We start from the raw sequence: 19070 nt of genomic DNA on the forward strand, positions 1-19070 counted from the left end.
AAAGACAAGTTTTTTATTCATTTTCAAAAATAGGGGTTAAAGCCTTATACTATAAGGCTTTAACCCACTTTATAGCAACTATTTTGTCTATTACACCGCAAATTTTTCATTACATCAAAACAGGCGAAACTCAGCGGGGTTCAAAACCAAAGAAGCGGTAAACGCAATGCTGCGGAAAATGCAGATCGCTATTTAGGGCTATTCGCCAACATTTGGTCCGCGTTTTAAATTAAACCCTTTACCGATCATATAAAATTGTCCGCCGGCAACATAATGCACGGTTTTTAATTCATCGGGAGCGTCATCAAAATGCCAATACCCATTACGGAAAATACGATCATCCGCCCACGCAGCCAAGACTTCGCCGATAAATAAATCGTGCTTTTGATGGTTTTCCGGCTCAGGAATCACTTTACAAATGATCCAAGCGGCACAATTTTTTACTAATGGCACATCGAAACCCTGTTGATAAAACAGTTCTACTCTATCTAATTTATTCGGCACATCTTTGCGGCTTTCCCCCATATCCAGCACCAATTCCGCTTGTTGTACGGTAGGCAACTGCACGGCAAAATAGCCGCTTTGTTCAATTAAGCCGCGGGTATATGCCCCTTTATCCACCACAATGGTTAATTTAGCGGTGGGTTGATAATCCAAGGCACAGACCCAAGATGCAGACATCACATTTTCAATGCCATTATGCTTTGCCGAAATCATTGTGGTCGGTCCGTGATTGATTAAACGATAAAATTTTTCTAATGCAACAGGTTGGATTGCCATTTTTTCTGTCCTTATATGCTAAAAGGCGGTTCACGCCGCCTTTGGAATTGATTTAATAATGTGCGTAGAAAATTTTGCTCACGATAGTCCATTTTCCGTTGATTTTCAATAGCTATGGGATTTGCTTATAGAGACAGCAAGAACGAATGGGCGGTAAGATTCGATGAAAAAATCCGTTTGAGCGAATAAAGATGAAATAGAAAAAAGTGCGGTCGTTTTTGCCGTAAAATCTCAAAATTCACGAAAATCCGACCGCACTTTTCAATTTATGCGGCTTTATTCCCCATTTGCACCATCCACACGCCGCCAACCATTAGGGCAATGCCTAGAATTTTCATTAGATTGATTGGCTTTTGAGCTAAAGCGAACAAGCCGAAATGATCGAGCAGTAACGCCATTATTGCCTGCCCTAAGATTATCAACACGGTAAACTGGGCAATGCCGATTTTCGGGGCAAGTACCACTGCTGCCCCAACAAACACTGCGCCACTTAATCCACCAAACCACGCCCACCAAGGCAAACTACCCAGCCCGCTTAAATTCGGCGATGGAGCCTTAAATAGCAGTAATAATGGCAATACCAATAAAATACTGACACTCAATGACACTATTGTCGCCCATAAGGGATGCCCCAAGGATTTGCCTAGCACGGCGTTGATCGGTGCTTGAATCGGCATAACCATACCGATCAGTAGGACAAGAATTAAACTATATTGAAACATCATTGACTCCTGCGTAATGAATTAGAATGGCATTATGCTAATTTATTCATTAAAATAATACTAATTCTTTGTTTTTATAATCTCTATTCGTAAAATGAATAAACTGCGCCAACTTGATTTAAATTTACTTTTAACGCTCCACGTGCTATTACGCGAAAAACATATCAGCAAAACTGCCGAAATGTTGCATAAAAGCCAGCCGGCGATCAGCCACGCCCTTGATAAATTACGCACATTTTTTAATGATCCTTTACTGATGCGGGCAGGCAATAATATGGCATTAACCGCCACCGCTCAAAATTTACAAACGCCATTGGCAGCTGTGCTGGATGAATTAAACTGTCTGCTTGGGGGAAGTGAGTTTAATCCTCAAACCTATGAACACACTTTCCGCCTTGCAATGTCCGATTATGCCAGCAGCGTAATTTTACCGATGATTACCGCGAAATTAAGGCAGATCGCCCCACGGGTTCGTCTGATTATCAGCCAACCGCCAAGCCGTGAAAGCCTGTTGGAAAAATTGGCGAATAGTGAAATTGATTTGGCGTTCGGGGTATTTTCCCACTTGCCGGAAGGTATTTCGGTCAGCCATTTATTTGATGAACAGTTCGTTTGTGTTAGCGACAAGAAAAACGGCTATGAACAGGTGGATTTGGCAACCTGGGCAGCACTGCCCCATATCGCCTTATCCTTGCGACCACAAGCGAATGAAGAAATGGAAAAAGCCTTGTTTTCTCAAGGGTTTAGTTTAAATAAAACCGTTACAATGCCCCATTGGAATGCGTCTTTGGATATGTTGACCGGCACGGACTTAATGCTGACAATATCGGCACGCCTTGCGGACAAATTGCCCCATTACCCCGATTTAGTGCAATTTGCCCCACCGCTTGCCTTACCCCAAATTGAATATTTAATGCTCTGGCAGGAACACAAAACGCGGGATAGCGGTATTTTATGGCTTCGGGAGTTGATTATGGCTTTTTTCAATGAATCGTAGGTGTAGATACCATCTCAACTGTCACGTTACTTGTTTTATGCCTTTGCTACATAATACCGATTAATTATAAAAAAGCACCGCACTTTTTTCCATTTTTGGGAGCAGGATCACAAAAAAGTGCGGTGCTTTTTGATTTTGTTTTTAATCTCATCATAAAATTGCTAGATTAATGAGCCCGAAACCAGTACAATCCACGCTCAATTTTAGTACGGTAATTCTGCCGCAATGTGTAATAACGAGGCATCATAAATGTTAGAACAAACTCAAACAGTTGAAACAGCAACAAACAAAATCAATTTAATGAATTTAACCCGTCAGCAGATGCGTGAATTTTTTACCGAATTGGGCGAAAAACCGTTTCGTGCGGATCAGTTAGTGAAATGGATTTATCATTTTGGCGAAGATAATTTCGACAATATGACCAATATCAATAAAAAACTACGGGAAAAACTTAAAGCCGTGGCGGAGATCAAAGCTCCTGAAGTGGCGGTGGAACAACGTTCCAACGACGGTACGATAAAATGGGCAATGCAGGTGGGCGATCAGCAAGTGGAAACCGTGTATATTCCGGAACCGGATCGAGCAACCTTATGTGTGTCATCGCAAGTAGGCTGTGCTTTGGCTTGCACCTTCTGCTCTACGGCTCAACAAGGTTTTAACCGCAATTTAAGTGTATCGGAAATTATCGGTCAAGTGTGGCGTGCCTCTAAAATTATCGGCAATTTCGGTGTAACCGGCATCCGCCCGATTACCAACGTGGTTATGATGGGAATGGGCGAACCGTTGCTCAATGTAGCAAATGTCGTTCCAGCAATGGAAATTATGCTGGATGATTTTGCTTACGGTTTATCCAAACGCCGCGTAACCCTTTCCACTTCCGGCGTGGTGCCTGCATTGGATAACCTGCGGGAGAAAATTGATGTAGCATTAGCCATTTCATTGCACGCGCCAAACGATGAATTGCGTGATGAAATCGTACCGCTCAATAAAAAATACAATATCAAAATGTTGATTGATTCAGTGAACCGTTATTTATCCGTATCCAACGCCAATCACGGCAAGGTGACCATTGAATATGTGATGTTGGATCACGTGAATGACAGCGTGGAACACGCACATCAGTTGGCTCAAGTGTTGAAAAATACCCCTTGTAAAATCAACCTGATCCCGTGGAATCCGTTCCCGGAAGCCCCTTATGCAAAAAGTTCCAACAGCCGCACTGATCGCTTCCAGAAAACTTTAATGGAATATGGCTTTACGGTAATTGTGCGGAAAACCCGCGGAGACGATATTGATGCCGCTTGCGGACAGTTGGCGGGCGATGTAATTGACCGAACAAAACGTACCGCACAAAAGCGTCAATTCGGACAACATATTGATATCAAAATGCAATAATCAATTTAAAGGATAACATAATGAAAACTCAACAAATTTTGACCGCACTTAGTGTAATATTGTTATCGGCCTGTGTGTCTAAAACCTTATCACCGGAAGATTTAAAAAAACAAGCAGCAGCAAAAGCCCGCGTTGAGTTAGGCATTAGTTATCTCTATCAGGGTGACACAGCACAAGCCAAGTTAAACTTGGATAAAGCACTCGCCCATGCACCGAATTATTATTTGGTTCATTCCGGTTTGGCTTATTATTACCAAGCCCGCGGCGATGTAGAAAAAGCAGAACAAGCATATCAAACCGCCATTAAATTAGATAATACACAGGGGGATACTTACAATAATTACGGTACCTTTTTATGCTCTCAAGGTAAATTCGAGCAATCTTACGCGCAATTCCAACGGGCATTGAAAGCACCGAATTATTATCGTCAAGCGGACACTTTAGAAAACTTTGCAATCTGTGCATTATCCGCAAAAAATACCGCACTTTATGAACAGAATTTGGCAGAGTTAACTAAAGTGGATTCCGCACGTGCCGAAAAATTGAAAAAAACGGTCGCAACAACACAAAAATAACACTAAATCCATCATTCTAAACAATAACAGTTGCAAAACGGCTATAGGAAATTTAAACTTTGCGTTTTAAGTTTAGCTAAAATAACGTTTTTAAAATATGACTGAAAATACCACTGCAACAGAAAGTGCACTAACACTTGGTGCACAATTACGCCAAGCTCGCGAAGCCTTGAATTTAACTATGGATGATGTAGCGGCAAAAATTAATTTGCGTCCGTCAATCCTAACCAAACTTGAAAACAACCAATTTGTTGATCCTAATACGCCGCCTGCCTTTATGCGTGGCTATATTCGTAGCTATTTGAAATTCTTACGTTTACCGGAAAATTTAATCTCCGACTCAGGATTAAATTTCGGCGAAACGCAAAAAAATGATCTTGGCAAAAACGCTCGTGCTAAAAAGGCAGTAAACAGTTATTCTTCCCATAATCGCTGGGTAAGTTGGTTAACATGGTTAATTATATTAGTTGCCATTGCAATGACCGTGCTTTGGTGGTGGGAGAATTATCAGCAATCCAATGCAGAGCGGGATAATTTAGTCGAAAATTATGTCGCGACCAATGTCATTGAGGTAAAATCGGTAGAAAATGCAAATAGCACGGAGATGACACCTGCTTTAACCGTGGTAGAAAATAATAACAGTACAAATACTGAAATTCAACCGACAGTATCCGGTGCTGCCATTCCGGAACAAACTGCGGTACAGGCGGAACCGATAACCGTTTCATCAGTTGAAGCGACAACACAACCTGTTGAAACACCTGTGATTCCAGCAACTAAGACTGAAAATAATGAAACCGAAAATAGTGAAACAAACACAACAAACGCTGCAGAATCCGCGGACTTGCGTATTGAGGTCACCGGTTCGAGCTGTTGGATCAGTGTGAAAGATGCCAATAGTAAAGTTTTAGCCCAAAAAGAATATCGTCAGGGCGAAATATTGACCTTTAATGAAGGTTCGCCATATTCCTTGATTATCGGTGCTCCGGGCAATGTGAAAATCACTTATCAAGGCAATGATTTCCCATTAAAAGTTGACGGTAAAGTGAAAAAATTTAAATTACCGCAATAATTAGATTAGGGCAGAATAATGTTAGAATTACCAAAAATCAAACGTCGTGAATCCACCAAAATCTATGTGGGCAATGTGCCTATCGGTGGTGACGCCCCTATTGCGGTACAATCAATGACTAACACCCGCACTACCGATGTGGAAGCCACGGTGGCACAAATTAAAGCCTTAGAACGTGTCGGGGCGGACATAATTCGTGTTTCCGTCCCCACAATGGAAGCCGCAGAAGCCTTTAAGCTGATTAAACAACAAGCCGGCGTGCCATTAGTAGCCGACATTCACTTCGACTATCGTATCGCCTTAAAAGTGGCGGAATACGGTGTAGATTGTCTGCGTATCAACCCGGGCAATATTGGCCGTGAAGACCGTATTCGTGCGGTGGTAGATTGTGCCAAAGATAAAAATATTCCTATCCGAATCGGGATCAATGCCGGTTCTTTGGAAAAGGATATTCAGGAAAAATACGGTGAACCGACACCGCAGGCTTTACTAGAATCCGCCTTACGCCACGTAGAAATTTTAGATCGTTTCAACTTCGATCAATTTAAAGTGAGCGTGAAGGCATCGGATGTTTTTTTAGCGGTAGAATCTTATCGTTTATTGGCAAAAGCCATTAAACAGCCATTGCACCTAGGTATTACGGAAGCGGGCGGTGCTCGAGCCGGTGCGGTGAAAAGTGCGGTTGGTTTGGGAATGCTTTTATCTGAAGGCATCGGTGATACCTTGCGAGTATCATTAGCCGCCGATCCTGTGGAAGAAATCAAAGTCGGCTTTGATATTCTGAAATCCTTGCGTATTCGTTCCCGCGGCATTAACTTTATCGCCTGCCCGACCTGTTCCCGTCAGGAATTTGATGTCATCGGTACAGTCAATGCCTTAGAACAGCGTTTGGAAGATATTATCACACCAATGGACGTATCTATTATCGGCTGTGTGGTGAACGGCCCTGGTGAAGCCTTGGTATCCGATTTAGGCGTAACCGGTGGCAATAAGAAAAGCGGTTATTATTTAGACGGCGAACGCCAAAAAGAGCGGTTCGATAATGAACAAATTATTGACCAGCTGGAAGCAAAAATTCGTGCTAAAATCGCAATGCAGGATCCGGCAAATCGAATTATTTAAGAATTAATAAAAGGATAAACAGTGGCAAAAACAATTCAAGCAATTCGTGGTATGAATGATTGCCTGCCGACGGAAACCCCGTTGTGGCAGTGGGTGGAAAATAAAGTGCGGTCAGTTTTGGCAGGTTATGGTTATGCGGAAATCCGTATGCCGATAGTGGAAAATACCCCACTCTTTGCCCGTGCTATCGGTGATGAAACCGATGTGGTGAGCAAAGAAATGTTCACCTTTGAAGATCGCGATAAAGAAAGTTTAACCTTACGTCCGGAAGGTACGGCAGGTTGTGTGCGTGCCGGTATCGAACACGGTTTGCTGTATAACCAAGAACAGCGTTTATGGTATATGGGTCCGATGTTCCGTTACGAACGTCCGCAAAAAGGCCGCTATCGCCAATTCCACCAAGTAGGTGTGGAAATTTTCGGTATCCCGAATGCGGAAATTGATGCAGAATTGATTATGCTGACGGCTCGTTTATGGAAAGATCTCGGCATTTTCGAACACGTGACTTTGCAATTAAACTCTATCGGTTCTTTGGAAGCGCGCAAAAATTACCGTCAATCCTTAGTGAATTTTCTACAAAATCACCTTGATGTAATCAATCAAGACGAAGACTGCAAACGCCGTTTGGTGACGAATCCCCTTCGCATTTTAGACAGTAAAAATAAAGCGGCACAAGCTGTCTTAAATAATGCGCCGAAACTGCACGATTACTTAGATGACGAATCCCGTGAGCATTTTGCCAAACTCTGCGGTTTGCTTGATGCCGTCGGTATTAAATATGAAATCAACCAAAAATTAGTACGCGGTTTGGATTACTATAACAAAACCGTGTTTGAATGGGTGACATCGGCATTAGGTGCACAGGGGACGGTGTGCGGCGGCGGTCGTTACGATGGTTTAGTGGAACAATTAGGCGGACACGCAACCAGTGGTGTAGGCTTTGCAATGGGTTTAGAACGTTTGGTATTATTGGTGCAAGAAGTCAATAAAAACATCGAATTAGTGAAACCTGTCGATATCTATATTGTCTATACCGGTGAAGGTACAACCATTCCGGCATTCCAATTAGCGGAAAAACTCCGTTCAGAATTACCGCACTTACGCATAATGACACATTGCAGCGGCGGTACATTCAAGAAACAATTTAAACGTGCTGACAAAAGCGGGGCAAAATTCGCTTTAGTGATCGGCGAAACGGAAGCTCAAGAAAATCAAGTTGTCGTTAAAGACTTATTGAGCGGTGCAGAACAAGTTTCCTTATCGGTTGCTGATGTTGCCGCTTATCTTGAACAGAATATTTAACAGGAGAAAAAAATGGCTTATACAGCAGAAGAAGAACAAGAGATTGAAGACATTAAAAGTTGGTGGCACGAAAACTATAAAGTGATTATCGCAGCTTTAGTGTTAGGCTTCGGAGGTGCTTGGGGCTGGCATTATTGGCAAGGTTACCAAGTTACGCAAACACATAAAGCATCATCGGAATACGAGCAAATCGTGATGATTCAAGATGCCACGCAACGTGACAGCCGCTTGGCAGAATTTGTGAAAAATAACGATAAAACCACTTATGCTGTGTTTGCCTTATTAGATCAAGCCAAAGATGCTGTGGCAACAAAAGATTTTGCTACTGCGGAAAATGCGCTAAAACAAGCAACTGCTCAAGCACAGGATGATGTGTTACTTTCAGTGAGTGCTTTGCGTTTGGCTTCCGTACAATATCAGCAAAAACAATACGATGCCGCACTGGATAGTCTTAAATTGGTAAAAAACAGCAGTTGGGATAATCAAAAGTCTATTTTAACCGGTGATATTCAATTTACCAAAGGCGATAATGCCGCGGCTAAAGCCAGTTATGAACAGGCTCTGGTCAAAGCAACACCGGTCGAACAACAATGGTTACAATTGCGTTTAAATAATCTTTAATTGAAATAACGCCCTGATGATTCAGGGCTTTTTTACATTTAAAAAATCGAAAAGAAGGGCAACGATGAGTATACTGACAGAATTCTCCCTATTACATACACAAGCCTATATTAACGGTGAATTTATTTCTGCTAAAAATGACCGCACTTTTGATGTTATCAACCCGGCTAACGGTAAGGTGATTTGTGCCGTGGCAGATTGCAGTGCAGACGATACGGAAATCGCCATTCAAGCGGCCAAAATTGCTCAGCAACAATGGAAACAATTAACCGCAAAGGCACGATCAATCATTCTAAAAAAATGGTATGAGTTAATTTTAGCAAACCAAGAACAACTGGCTCAATTACTCAGTTTGGAACAAGGTAAACCGCTGGCGGAAAGTCGCGGTGAAATTGCTTATGGTGCCAGTTTTATCGAATGGTTTGCGGAAGAAGCCAAACGTGCTTACGGCGATATTATTCCGCAAGATAAACCACATCGTCGATTGCTCATAATCAAACAGCCTATCGGTGTCGTGGGGGCGATTACCCCGTGGAATTTTCCAAATGCGATGATTACCCGCAAAGCTGCTCCCGCATTGGCTTCCGGCTGTGCTATTGTGATCAAACCCGCACCGGAAACCCCGCTTTCGGCTCTGGCATTGGCGGCTTTGGCAGATCAGGCCGGCTTACCTAAAGGTATCTTTAATGTAGTGCCGTCAATGCAAGCCGCAGAAGTGGGACTTGCACTCACGCAAAGCAACGATGTACAAAAAATTACATTCACCGGTTCAACCCGTGTAGGTAAAATTTTAATGGCACAATCCGCCGATACTGTGAAAAAACTGGCGTTGGAATTAGGCGGTAATGCCCCTACCCTGATTTTCAATGATGCTGATTTGGATAATGCGGTCGATGAAGTGATCGCGTCTAAATATCGTAATTCCGGGCAAACTTGTGTGTGTACCAATCGCATTTACGTGCAATCCGGTGTATATCGTGAGTTTGCTGATAAACTCGCGGCTAAAGTACGGCAATTTGTGGTGGGCGATTATACCAATCCACAATCTGTTATTGGTCCGTTAATCACCGAAAGTGCGGTGCAAAAAATGGAAAAACATATTAATGATGCAGTAAGCCTTGGGGCAAAAATCACCGTGGGCGGACATCGACACGCATTAGGCGGCACATTCTTTGAACCGACAATTTTAGAAAATGTCACTCAAGATATGCTTGTTTGCCACGAAGAAACCTTTGCCCCGCTCGCCCCGTTAATTTCTTTTGACACGGAAGAACAAGGCATCACACTTGCAAACGACAGCGAATTTGGTCTGGCAGCTTATTTATACACTCAAGACATCAGCCGTATTTGGCGAATTTCAGAACAGCTTGAAGTGGGGTTAGTCGGCATTAACGAAGGTGTTGTATCCAACGAAATGGCTCCGTTCGGCGGCGTGAAACAATCGGGCTTAGGCCGGGAAGGATCTCGTTATGGTTTGGAAGAGTTCTTAGAAATTAAATATTTATGTATGCGGGTGTAATTTTCCAGTGTTACCTATGTAATCTTATTTGCAGCAAGGCAAGCGAAATTATTGCCCGACATTCCTAAGCTGCAATGACCGGTATATGCTTATCGCCCGCAACAAACCATCATACCGGCACGCGTAAAACTCGTAATTGATTTATTGGTAGAAATCCTGCAAAGAAAATTTATCTTAACAAATCAATATGTTGCGTTGCATACTCGCTCTATTTTCCGATACAAAACGAACTAAAAATATTGCTTAATAAATCATCGGAAGTAAATTGTCCGGTGATTTCACTGAGTTGATTTTGTACCATTCGCAATTCTTCCGCAAGCAATTCGCCTGCGTGAAATTGGGTGAGTTGGATATAACCGTTATGCAAATGTGCGGCGGCGTGTTCCAACGCCTGTAAATGGCGGCGGCGAGCCAAGAATCCACCTTCGCTGCCGGTTTCAAAACCCATAGATTGTTTTAAATGCTCTCGCAAAAGCTGTACGCCTTCTTGGGTTTTGGCAGATAAACTGATAATCGTGTAGCCGTCTTTTTCGCTGATGCTTTCCGTTTCACCGCTAAGGTCTGCTTTATTGCGAATAATGGTCACTGGCATATTGTGCGGTAATTTTTGCAGAAATTCCGACCGCACTTTATTGAGATCTTGATTATCCGCTTCGGTACTGTCAAGCATTAATAAAATACGATCCGCTTGCTCAATTTCATTCCACGCACGATTAATACCGATACGCTCTACCTCGTCGGTAGCTTCACGCAAACCTGCCGTATCAATAATATGCAACGGCATACCGTCAATATGAATGTGTTCACGCAGCACATCACGGGTTGTGCCCGCAATATCCGTCACAATCGCGGCTTCGCGACCTGCCAACGCATTCAGCAAGCTGGATTTACCCGCATTCGGACGGCCTGCAATTACCACTTTCATCCCTTCACGCAAAATAGAACCTTGCTTAGCTTCCTGACGAACGCGATCTAATTGACTGATAATATCATTCAAATGCCCTTCGATTTTACCGTCTGCCAGAAAATCAATTTCCTCATCAGGGAAATCAATAGCGGCTTCCACATAGGTACGCAGGTAAATCACTTGATCCACCAACTGATTTACTTTATTAGAAAATTCACCCTGCAACAATCTCAAAGCAGAACGAGCCGCTTGTTCGGAACTGGCATCAATTAAATCCGCAATGGCTTCGGCTTGAGCTAAATCCAATTTATCGTTTAGGAACGCTTGTTCGGAAAATTCGCCCGGGCGAGCTAAACGCACGCCGTCCACCTGCAAAATCCGTTTAAGCAACAAATCCAACACCACTTGTCCGCCGTGGCCTTGCAACTCCAAAACATCTTCACCAGTGAAAGAATTCGGCGATTGGAAAAATAATGCAATGCCTTGATCCAACACCGTGCCATCGCTATCTTTGAAAGGCAGATAATTGGCTAAACGGGGTTTTAAGGTTTTGCCCACTACCTGTTCTGCCACGGTTGCAGCCAAAGGGCCGGAAATCCGTAAAATGCCCACCCCGCCACGACCGATTGGTGTAGCTTGAGCAACGATAGTTTCTTTTACTGCAAAACTTTCTTTTGAATCGAACATAAGCTCTCTCGGATAATATTTTGTTGATTTGTGCTATTTTAACGCGTTCCCGACACACAAAAAATCTATTTTTCAACCGCACTTTTGAGAAAAGAGCGGTTAATTTTAATTAAATTTCTTCAATCACAGATTCACCGGATTCGCGGCGACCGTCCAGCCATTGCCAGGCTTCATGCAAGCGAATTTTACCTGACGGCAACACTTCCACTTCACTAATACATTGACCGATACGGTTTTCCATTTGCCGGTTAAGATGTTGATAGGTAATTCGAATGCGGGTCGGTTCAATGAATTTGCCGATTAGCAAACCTTTTTTAATATTACCGCCGGCATACTCGCCCCAAATAACATCGTCTTGTTGAAAATAACGAAATACTGTTTCTGTGCCGGCTTCACCGACTTCAGTGTTGTTTAATAACGCAAATACACGATTATTTAATGATAAAACCATATTGCTTTCCTTATAGATAAAAATAAAATTACAGATAAAAAAGGCATCTTTCGATGCCCTTGTTTCAGTTAATGAATCGGAATTATTTCTTACGGGAATGTAATCCTTTTTTCTCTAATCCGCGATAAATTAATTGTTGTTGGACGATCGTAATTAAGTTCGATACTAACCAATATAATACCAGACCTGCCGGGAACCATAAGAAGAAGAACATAAACATCAATGGCATAAAATTCATGATTTTTTGCTGCATTGGGTCAGCGACCGGGGTCGGTGACATTTTTTGCAACAAGAACATGGAAGCCCCCATTAAAATTGGCAAGATGTAATACGGGTCTTGTGCCGATAAGTCTTGAATCCAACCAAAGAACGGTGCGTGGCGTAATTCCACCGCTTCCATAAAAGTCCAATATAATGCGATGAAAATCGGCATTTGTAATAAGATTGGTAAACAACCGCCTAACGGGTTTACTTTTTCTTCTTTATACAATTTCATCATTTCCTGGCTCATTTTTTGACGGTCGTCACCGAAACGTTCACGCATTTCCTGCATTTTCGGTTGTAACATACGCATTTTCGCCATGGAAGTATATTGTGCTTTGGTGAGCGGATATAAAATCGCTTTTACCACTAAAGTTATGCCGATAATCGCCAAGCCCCAGTTTTGTACGATGCCTTGAATGAAAGTTAATAACCAGAACAACGGTTTTGCAATAAACCACGCCCAACCATAATCTACGGTTAAATCTAAGTTATTGGCCGCTTTTTCCATTTGGTTTTGTAATTTAGGGCCTGTCCATAAAGAACTGGTAATAGTTTGTGTGCTACCCGCCGGAATAGTCGCTACCGGACCGCGATAACCGATAAAACCTAAACCGTTCGCTGTATTAGTATAAAGTTGGTTATCCGCATCCTGATTCGGGATCCAGGCAGACACAAAATAATGTTGTAACACCGCAGCCCAACCTGCTTTGGTATCAATGGAAAGATCCGCTTTTTTCATATCTTCAAAGCTGTATTTTTTATAGTTGGTTTCTGCGGAAGAATAAGCACCGCCGGTATAAGTCGGCATAGCCATATTACCGGAACTTTCCACTAAAGTATGTTTTAACTGACCGTAGGGCTGCACTTCAATAGCATTATCAGTTTGGTTTTGAATTTCAAAATTGACGCCGACATCGTAACTATCGCGTTTTAAGGTGAATACTTTACGATAAATCACACCGTTTTGTTCAACGGTAAACGGCACGACCAATTCGTTTTGACCGTCGGCTAATTTAAAGCTGTCGCCATCTATTTGATAGTTGGCACGGCCGGCTCTGCTATCGATACCGTCTTTACCGATCAAACCGCTTTGTGCAACATAAACATGATTCGCCTGCTCTTTTAATAAAACAAACGGCGTATTGGAATTAAGTTCCGCATCATATTTTAATAATTCAGACTCAACGACATCACCGCCTAAAGTATCAATTTTCAAACGAAGTACATCATTTTCCAGTGTCACTACACGACCTTTGGTTTGTCCGTCCACAGCGGTTAATGCGGCAGATGAACTTGCCGGCGTGTCGGAAGATTGGGAAAGTCCTTGTGTTTGTGCGGCTACTTCCGGCTTCGGCGTATGATAATCCGCTTGCCATTGCAAATACACAAGAAAGGAAACGAGAAATAAAGCAATGACTAATAAACTGCGTCTTGAATCCATTTTGTTGTTCTCTTTGTTGTTAGTTAATTGTTATTCGTATTTTTCGGCGGAACAGGATCGTCGCCACCGGGGTTTAAAGGATGACATTTTAATATACGTTTGACCGTTAGCCAACTGCCTTTTAACGCACCGTGCGTTTTTAATGCTTCAATACCATATTGTGAACAAGTAGGATTAAAACGGCAGTGAGGGCCAAGCAAAGGACTCAGCACAAGTTGATAGAGCCGAATTAATCTGATAAGGATTTTCGAACCAAACGAATATGACGACGCCATAGCTTGTCCAATATACTGTAAAACGTTTCGTTATCAAGTTTATCAATACCTTTTTTCGCCACAATCACAAAATCATTGGTGGGAAGTTCGTGTTGCAACAAGCGAAAACTTTCACGGCATAAACGTTTAACGCGATTACGTTCGTGTGCTCTCTTCAGATTTTTTTTTGCAACAGTTAGACCCAGACGAGGAATATCAAGATTGTTAGGACGGGAAAGGATTGTTATTTCGGGCGTGCTGGCACGCAGCGGCTCTTGAAAGACGAATTTGAATTGATCAGGGGTCAACAAACGTGACCCCCTTGCAAAGTTTAGCTTAACCACACGGAGAATGGTGTAATTAATTAAGCACTTAAACTTTTACGACCTTTAGCACGACGACGAGCTAAAACCTGACGGCCGTTTTTAGTTGCCATACGAGCACGAAAACCGTGAGTACGGCTACGTTTTAATACAGATGGTTGAAATGTACGTTTCATTCTAATCTACCTAATCTAATTTGTTTGTATTCAAACAAGAGTTACTATGGAAATAAGGAACGCAATTTTAACGATAAATCCTGCGTTCGTCAAATAAGAATACGCACTGTCGATCACTTTTTCGTAAGTTTAAATTAAAGTGCGGTTTATTTTCGTCAAAAAACGGTGGAATTATACTCTGTTTAAGGAAAATCTCAAGCATTAAAAGTTGGTAATATGTGCAACAGTATTATTATGGACAGCAAATGTTTCTGGTGTCCAAGCACTGACTACATCAATGATTGCCTCGTATCCTGCTATATCATCAGAAGTGAGATTTAAATACAATAATTTTCATATTTATTCCTCGTGCTCTTCAAAATCATCGGAAAATCACCGCACTTTTTGCAAAGTGCGGTTGAAAATCCGCTTATTTTAAAAAGCCTTGAATATCCGCCACAATTTGTGCGGTGCCGGTGCCGTTTTCTTTTAATAATTCAGCTGCATCATATCTGTCGTGGAAGGCTTTGGCGATACCGTAGTTTTTCACTTTCACTGCGGATGTACCGAAAAAAGCCGCCACTTTTTGTCCGAATCCGCCTTCAATTACACCGTCTTCAAGAGTGACAACCACTTGGTGATCCCTTTCGAGATTTTTCAACAAGGTTTCATCTAACCCCGTGATAAATTTCGGATTGATAACAGTGGCTTGAATGCCTAATTTTGCCAGTTCGTCCGCCACTTCATTGGCTAACCGGAAGAAATTGCCTAAGCCTAAAATTGCAACCACTTTACCTTGGCGAGTAATGTCAAATTTGTTCAATTGACTGTAATCAGTGGTATCTGCCTTGCCGGAGGAAACCAATTCCCCCACAGGCACACGAATCACAACAGGGTGACTGTTTTGTTTCACTGCCCAATCAAGCATCGCAAGGTGTTCTTCTTTGTTGGTCGGGGCGAGATAAACCAAATTCGGAATGTTGGATAACATCGGAATATCGAAAAAGCCTAAGTGCGTGACATCGTTAAAACCATACACGGAAGCGGAATAATTCAAAATTACTGCGCTGTTGTTATTCACGCAAAGGTCTTGCACCAGTTGGTCGTAAGTGCGTTGAATAAAGGTGCTGAACACCGCAAACACAGGTTTGCCTCCACGTTTTGCTACGCCTGATGCCATTGCCACCGCGTGTTCTTCCGCAATACCCACATCAACATATTGTGAACCAGCTTCTGCACGCCACGCCGGATTAAAGCCAAATCCGCCCGGTGTACCTGCATTAATCACCACCACTGAAGGATCCGCTTTAATGGTCTGCATTAAATAATCGGCGGTAATGCCGGTGTAGCTTTCCGCCAGGAATTGCATTTTCACTTCTCCGGTTTCTAAATCGAACGGGAAATTCCAGTGCCAAGGTTCACGGTTTTCTTCCGCTAATTTATAACCTTTGCCTTTTTGGGTTGCTACGTGTAATACAATCGGGTGGTCAATGTCTTTCACTTCTTGCAACACACTAATCAAGGTGGCTAAGTCGTTGCCTTCTTTTACAAAGCGATAATCCAAGCCCATGGCTTTGAAATAATTGTTCGGACTTTCGCCGTTGGTTTCACGCAATTCACGGAAACCTGCGTAAATACCGCCGTGATTTTCCGCAATAGATTGGTCGTTATCGTTGGCGATGATAATCATATTAGAACCGAGTGTAGCGGCATAATCCAAGCCTTCAAAGGCTTCACCGCCTGAAAGCGCACCATCGCCAATCACGGCAATAATGTTTTCTTTTCCGTCCAGCAAATCACGCCCTTTTGCCAAGCCTGAAGCTAAGCTCACGGAAGTCGAGGTATGCCCGATATTGAAGAAATCGTGCTCGCTTTCCGTTGGGTCGGTATAACCCGTTACATCATCATATTTGGCAGGATCAAGGAAGGCATCTTTGCGTCCTGTAAGCATTTTGTGAATATAGCTTTGGTGGGAAACATCAAAAATAATTTTATCTTCCGGGGAATTAAACACATAGTGCAAGGCGATGATCAATTCCGCCGCACCAAGGTTCGGACCGATATGCCCGCCGTGTTCAGATACTTTTTTCAACAATGCCGTACGCGTTTCATCCGCCAAAATGTGCATTTGAGCCAATGATAATTTTTTCAAATCCTGTGGAGAAGAAATAGATTCGAGTAACATAATTTTATCCTTTGCTTGTTCAAAATTGCCTTTATTTTACTGCCTTCAAAAAATGAAATTTTTGACCGCACTTTTACTTCATGAGTCGCTCAATTAACTGCTTTTGGTAATTCGGAATTTGTGAATTGCTGATTCCTTCAAAAGCAAGGGGTGGTAAATAGGTCATTCCGCAGTGCATTGCAGTGGCACGCATCGGCTCGAACAAATCCGCCAAACGCACGCCTACACGCCCTGATTTGCCATAGGTAGAATTGCCCCCGGAAGCTGTGGCTTGAATAAATTCTCTGCGTGTTTTTGCCATTTCAGCCCCCTTTATTGACGTATTTTTGTTCACTATACGCCTATTCGTTATGAAGAAAAAGCAAATTAAACTCACAACACTTGTGAATAAAAGTTGAAAATCAACCGTATTTGGGGCTAAGATACAGGCTTTTGATAACAACGTACTTGTACCTGCAGCACTGAATTTTGTAACATAAAACTATCATTTTTGATTTGGTTTGATTGGAATAATATCAATTTTTACATAGTGTTAAGGTTAATCTATGATGATATCCGGTCTTTTTATCGGCGGGCTTTTGGTCGGTGTGATTTTACAACGCGGACAATTTTGTTTATCCCGTCATTTACGCAATATCATTTTTCAATGAAATCTAACCGCACTTTATTGGAAGTGCGGTTATTTTTTAGAAAATTTAATCAATTATCGTTGAATCAAATAACGTAATTTAGTGCCGTCTTGTTCAACGCTGAGCAAGGTATAACCATGGTTTTTAGTATCCACCGAGATATTATTAATTGATTGTGCACAATCGCTGAGTAACTCAAGGATTTCACCTTCTTTTAATTGAGGCATGGTTTCAAGCATTACGATTGCAGGATACGGACAAGGTTCACCCAATGTGTCCAAGGTATAATCAGGTGTAATATCTTTCGGATCTTTGTCTTTCTTTTGAATAACGGTAAAAGCCATAATATTTTCCTTATTTGTTGATTGAATGTTGATTAAGCTAAATTCACTTGAACCGCTGCAATTTTTGCTTTCGCTTTTGCTAAGAAACGTTTTTCCCACCACACTACGGCAATGAGGGAGAGAATAAGTAAACCATAATTGACGAATAAGCCGCCGACCGGACCGAATTCTTTTAATAAATTAAGTTTTTCATAATCCAGAGCCAATGCCGGAGCAAGATTATCCCACATATAAGCCAATAGTGTTGAACCGATGACATTACCTACACCAACCCACATAAAGTGTACCTGACCTTCCATTGAACGATACATCCAACCGGTTTCACATCCTCCCGCAAGCACAATTCCCAAACCGAATAATAAACCACCGATAATGGCATTTGGACCTGCCCACATAATTTTCGGTGCAACACCTAATTCAATATAACTGAATACGCCGATTGTGCCTGCCAGAATACCGAAAATAATCGCTTTTGCCATATAAGAACGACCACTAACCCAGAGATCACGGAATGCCGAAGTAAAACAAATTTGTGCACGTTCAATCAATAAACCGAAAGCCAAACCGCACAACATGGAAAAGCCTAATTTAAGGGAAAATTGCATGACATAAAGTGAAGCAATAAAGTAGGCTGTAAATATGACCATTCCAATCCAAAAACGGTGAGTCGCCTGTTTAGGATTAGTTTCTTGTAATTTAGCGGCTCCTTTTTTCAATTCAAATTTGATGCGAAACATCGGTAACAAGGTGATTTTTACCCCTAAATATGTCCCAATAGCCGTTGCGAGAGTAAAAAACCACGCGTGAACGGAAAATTGCGGAATACCGGTAAATAATGAAGCAAGGTTACATCCCATAGCCAAACGAGCGCCAAAACCGGCTAATGCCCCGCCAATCAAAGCCTGGACAATACGCTTTTTATGGGGTTGATTACGCCATTTTACATTGTTCGCCCAAAGTGCAGCCGAAATACAGCCGGCAAACATGCCTAAGATCATTACACCGTCGATACGGGTAAAGATCGTGCCGTCCATGCCGATTATTTTGTAATAGCTCCAGTCGGACACATTTACGCCTAGGGCTTGTAAGGCGTGTCCGCCCCAACGGGTAAATTCACCCGTTACCGCCCAATAAGTGCCTGTCACACCGAAATAATAAGCAGAAATTAATCCGGCAGCGATAACCGCAATTATCGGATTCCAATATTTGATTAAATAATCTTGTTTGAATTGTTGCAAAATCTCTTTCATGGAGTTTCCTTTTCTCTAAGTGAAAGATTTCGCAAGTTGAAGGTATATATGATGAGAATACTGAAAACGGGAATT

The 19070-nt window shown here is 42.2% G+C and carries 20 protein-coding genes; 8 read left to right on the plus strand and 12 right to left on the minus strand.

The genetic code is table 11. From position 1 onward, the window contains the following. Positions 1 to 198: 198 nt before the first annotated feature. Entirely contained in the window at positions 199 to 780 is a 582-nt protein-coding gene (locus EDC44_RS08915) for a flavin reductase family protein (protein ID WP_131977639.1), read from the minus strand. Between the two features lie 266 nt (positions 781 to 1046). Continuing rightward, positions 1047 to 1505 (minus strand): DMT family transporter, encoded by a 459-nt coding sequence (locus EDC44_RS08920; protein WP_131977642.1) that lies wholly within the window; start codon positions 1503 to 1505, stop codon positions 1047 to 1049. Positions 1506 to 1596: 91 nt separating this feature from the next. On the opposite strand from EDC44_RS08920, the gene EDC44_RS08925 reads away from it, so the two are divergent. From EDC44_RS08925 to EDC44_RS08960, 8 genes are all read left to right on the plus strand, one after another. Continuing rightward, entirely contained in the window at positions 1597 to 2499 is a 903-nt protein-coding gene (locus EDC44_RS08925; protein WP_131977645.1) for a LysR family transcriptional regulator, read from the plus strand. A 249-nt stretch (positions 2500 to 2748) separates the two neighbouring features. Beyond that, the gene (gene rlmN / locus EDC44_RS08930; RefSeq protein ID WP_131977648.1) at positions 2749 to 3894 is read left to right on the plus strand and encodes a dual-specificity RNA methyltransferase RlmN; all 1146 of its coding nucleotides are present in this window, start codon (positions 2749 to 2751) and stop codon (positions 3892 to 3894) included. Positions 3895 to 3911: 17 nt separating this feature from the next. Then, a complete protein-coding gene (pilW, locus tag EDC44_RS08935) occupies positions 3912 to 4469 on the plus strand; it encodes a type IV pilus biogenesis/stability protein PilW (RefSeq protein ID WP_424276106.1) in 558 nt (185 codons plus the stop codon). Between the two features lie 97 nt (positions 4470 to 4566). Next, positions 4567 to 5541 (plus strand): RodZ domain-containing protein, encoded by a 975-nt coding sequence (locus EDC44_RS08940; RefSeq protein ID WP_131977654.1) that lies wholly within the window; start codon positions 4567 to 4569, stop codon positions 5539 to 5541. 18 nt (positions 5542 to 5559) lie between these two features. Next, positions 5560 to 6663 carry a flavodoxin-dependent (E)-4-hydroxy-3-methylbut-2-enyl-diphosphate synthase gene (gene ispG, locus EDC44_RS08945; RefSeq protein ID WP_131977657.1) on the plus strand — a complete coding sequence of 368 codons (1104 nt, stop codon included), beginning with the start codon at positions 5560 to 5562 and terminating at the stop codon, positions 6661 to 6663. Between the two features lie 21 nt (positions 6664 to 6684). Further along, positions 6685 to 7965, plus strand: a complete 1281-nt coding sequence (gene hisS, locus EDC44_RS08950) for a histidine--tRNA ligase (protein ID WP_131977660.1) — start codon at positions 6685 to 6687, stop codon at positions 7963 to 7965. Between the two features lie 12 nt (positions 7966 to 7977). Next, a complete protein-coding gene (locus EDC44_RS08955) occupies positions 7978 to 8586 on the plus strand; it encodes a YfgM family protein (RefSeq protein ID WP_131977662.1) in 609 nt (202 codons plus the stop codon). Positions 8587 to 8659: 73 nt separating this feature from the next. Continuing rightward, positions 8660 to 10105, plus strand: coding sequence for an NAD-dependent succinate-semialdehyde dehydrogenase (locus EDC44_RS08960; protein ID WP_243647927.1), 1446 nt, complete (start codon positions 8660 to 8662; stop codon positions 10103 to 10105). 208 nt (positions 10106 to 10313) lie between these two features. Here EDC44_RS08960 and mnmE read toward each other — a convergent pair whose 3' ends face one another. The 10 genes from mnmE to yedE form a co-directional block, all read right to left on the minus strand. Beyond that, positions 10314 to 11699, minus strand: coding sequence for a tRNA uridine-5-carboxymethylaminomethyl(34) synthesis GTPase MnmE (mnmE, locus tag EDC44_RS08965; RefSeq protein WP_131977668.1), 1386 nt, complete (start codon positions 11697 to 11699; stop codon positions 10314 to 10316). A 109-nt stretch (positions 11700 to 11808) separates the two neighbouring features. Next, entirely contained in the window at positions 11809 to 12150 is a 342-nt protein-coding gene (locus EDC44_RS08970; protein WP_131977672.1) for an avidin-fold protein, read from the minus strand. 82 nt (positions 12151 to 12232) lie between these two features. Continuing rightward, positions 12233 to 13855 carry a membrane protein insertase YidC gene (gene yidC, locus EDC44_RS08975; RefSeq protein ID WP_131977675.1) on the minus strand — a complete coding sequence of 541 codons (1623 nt, stop codon included), beginning with the start codon at positions 13853 to 13855 and terminating at the stop codon, positions 12233 to 12235. Between the two features lie 23 nt (positions 13856 to 13878). Next, positions 13879 to 14130: a membrane protein insertion efficiency factor YidD gene (gene yidD / locus EDC44_RS08980; RefSeq protein ID WP_131977678.1), complete on the minus strand. Its 252-nt coding sequence runs from the start codon at positions 14128 to 14130 to the stop codon at positions 13879 to 13881. Next, positions 14085 to 14453, minus strand: a complete 369-nt coding sequence (rnpA, locus tag EDC44_RS08985) for a ribonuclease P protein component (RefSeq protein ID WP_131977681.1) — start codon at positions 14451 to 14453, stop codon at positions 14085 to 14087. The genes yidD and rnpA overlap by 46 nt, the downstream gene beginning before the upstream one ends. A 20-nt stretch (positions 14454 to 14473) precedes the next feature. Further along, positions 14474 to 14608 carry a 50S ribosomal protein L34 gene (gene rpmH, locus EDC44_RS08990; RefSeq protein ID WP_005539760.1) on the minus strand — a complete coding sequence of 45 codons (135 nt, stop codon included), beginning with the start codon at positions 14606 to 14608 and terminating at the stop codon, positions 14474 to 14476. A 409-nt stretch (positions 14609 to 15017) separates the two neighbouring features. Next, positions 15018 to 16772, minus strand: coding sequence for a 1-deoxy-D-xylulose-5-phosphate synthase (locus tag EDC44_RS08995; protein WP_131977684.1), 1755 nt, complete (start codon positions 16770 to 16772; stop codon positions 15018 to 15020). A gap of 73 nt (positions 16773 to 16845) precedes the next feature. Continuing rightward, complete coding sequence (locus EDC44_RS09000) at positions 16846 to 17073, minus strand: NAD(P)H-dependent oxidoreductase (protein ID WP_131977687.1); 228 nt, start codon at positions 17071 to 17073, stop codon at positions 16846 to 16848. 402 nt (positions 17074 to 17475) lie between these two features. Continuing rightward, complete coding sequence (yedF, locus tag EDC44_RS09005) at positions 17476 to 17745, minus strand: sulfurtransferase-like selenium metabolism protein YedF (RefSeq protein WP_131977690.1); 270 nt, start codon at positions 17743 to 17745, stop codon at positions 17476 to 17478. Between the two features lie 32 nt (positions 17746 to 17777). Further along, entirely contained in the window at positions 17778 to 18995 is a 1218-nt protein-coding gene (gene yedE / locus EDC44_RS09010; protein ID WP_131977693.1) for a selenium metabolism membrane protein YedE/FdhT, read from the minus strand. Positions 18996 to 19070 lie beyond the last annotated feature (75 nt).

The organism is Cricetibacter osteomyelitidis, from assembly GCF_004340985.1.
In the GTDB taxonomy this organism is placed as follows: Bacteria; Pseudomonadota; Gammaproteobacteria; order Enterobacterales; family Pasteurellaceae; genus Cricetibacter; species Cricetibacter osteomyelitidis.

What these genes read in the sequence shown, in the direction of transcription:
- EDC44_RS09000 (WP_131977687.1), bottom strand. Translation starts at nt 17,073, where the DNA reads ATGGCAAAAACACGCAGAGAATTTATTCAAGCCACAGCTTCCGGGGGC.
- EDC44_RS08925 (WP_131977645.1), top strand. Translation starts at nt 1,597, where the DNA reads ATGAATAAACTGCGCCAACTTGATTTAAATTTACTTTTAACGCTCCAC.
- ispG (WP_131977657.1), top strand. Translation starts at nt 5,560, where the DNA reads ATGTTAGAATTACCAAAAATCAAACGTCGTGAATCCACCAAAATCTAT.
- EDC44_RS08970 (WP_131977672.1), bottom strand. Translation starts at nt 12,150, where the DNA reads ATGGTTTTATCATTAAATAATCGTGTATTTGCGTTATTAAACAACACT.
- rpmH (WP_005539760.1), bottom strand. Translation starts at nt 14,608, where the DNA reads ATGAAACGTACATTTCAACCATCTGTATTAAAACGTAGCCGTACTCAC.
- yedF (WP_131977690.1), bottom strand. Translation starts at nt 17,745, where the DNA reads ATGGCTTTTACCGTTATTCAAAAGAAAGACAAAGATCCGAAAGATATT.
- yidC (WP_131977675.1), bottom strand. Translation starts at nt 13,855, where the DNA reads ATGGATTCAAGACGCAGTTTATTAGTCATTGCTTTATTTCTCGTTTCC.
- EDC44_RS08995 (WP_131977684.1), bottom strand. Translation starts at nt 16,772, where the DNA reads ATGTTACTCGAATCTATTTCTTCTCCACAGGATTTGAAAAAATTATCA.
- yedE (WP_131977693.1), bottom strand. Translation starts at nt 18,995, where the DNA reads ATGAAAGAGATTTTGCAACAATTCAAACAAGATTATTTAATCAAATAT.
- mnmE (WP_131977668.1), bottom strand. Translation starts at nt 11,699, where the DNA reads ATGTTCGATTCAAAAGAAAGTTTTGCAGTAAAAGAAACTATCGTTGCT.
- yidD (WP_131977678.1), bottom strand. Translation starts at nt 14,130, where the DNA reads ATGGCGTCGTCATATTCGTTTGGTTCGAAAATCCTTATCAGATTAATT.
- EDC44_RS08915 (WP_131977639.1), bottom strand. Translation starts at nt 780, where the DNA reads ATGGCAATCCAACCTGTTGCATTAGAAAAATTTTATCGTTTAATCAAT.
- EDC44_RS08940 (WP_131977654.1), top strand. Translation starts at nt 4,567, where the DNA reads ATGACTGAAAATACCACTGCAACAGAAAGTGCACTAACACTTGGTGCA.
- EDC44_RS08920 (WP_131977642.1), bottom strand. Translation starts at nt 1,505, where the DNA reads ATGATGTTTCAATATAGTTTAATTCTTGTCCTACTGATCGGTATGGTT.
- rlmN (WP_131977648.1), top strand. Translation starts at nt 2,749, where the DNA reads ATGTTAGAACAAACTCAAACAGTTGAAACAGCAACAAACAAAATCAAT.
- EDC44_RS08955 (WP_131977662.1), top strand. Translation starts at nt 7,978, where the DNA reads ATGGCTTATACAGCAGAAGAAGAACAAGAGATTGAAGACATTAAAAGT.